The sequence below is a fragment of the Neisseria dentiae genome, assembly GCF_024580525.1.
In the GTDB taxonomy this organism is placed as follows: domain Bacteria; phylum Pseudomonadota; class Gammaproteobacteria; order Burkholderiales; family Neisseriaceae; genus Neisseria; species Neisseria dentiae_A.
In genome coordinates this window covers 1-435 of record NZ_JANIKQ010000074.1, presented here as the reverse complement: position 1 = coordinate 435, position 435 = coordinate 1, and the positions used below count along the sequence as shown (strand labels likewise).

Genomic DNA, 435 nt, shown 5'->3' with positions numbered 1-435 from the left:
GATAACTAGGATAAATAGTTCTTTACCAATTGTTTTAAAAAAGAAATTTGAAACTTTATTTCACTGTTGTTGAAACGCCATTCACACTCCTTCAAATATAGCTCAAAATGCTCTTTGGGAATGCCGTTAAACTTGCGCAAATGTCGTTTTGCCTGATTCCAAAAGTTCTCAATTCCATTAATGTGATTTTGCCGCTCTGCAAAATGTGCGCTGTGATTGATACGGAAGTGGCTGAACTCACCCACATCAAGTACATCATAACTTTTGTAGCAATCAGTATAAACAATGCTGTCAGGCTTTACTTGTTCACGAATAACCGGCAGTAAAGTTGCTGTTTGTGTATTGGGTGCGGCAACGGTATAAACCTTGCCATTGCGCTTCAAAAGCCCGAATACGGCGACTTTGCCGGCAGCACCGCGCCCGCGTTTGCCTTTG

Annotated in this window: 1 protein-coding gene; it reads right to left on the bottom strand. The window is 41.6% G+C overall.

Translation table 11 applies throughout. The features are described 5' to 3' along the window. Nucleotides 1-5 precede the first annotated feature (5 nt). The coding region (locus tag NQ012_RS12925; protein WP_257067977.1) for an IS1595 family transposase at nucleotides 6-435 on the bottom strand (430 nt) is incomplete at its 5' end.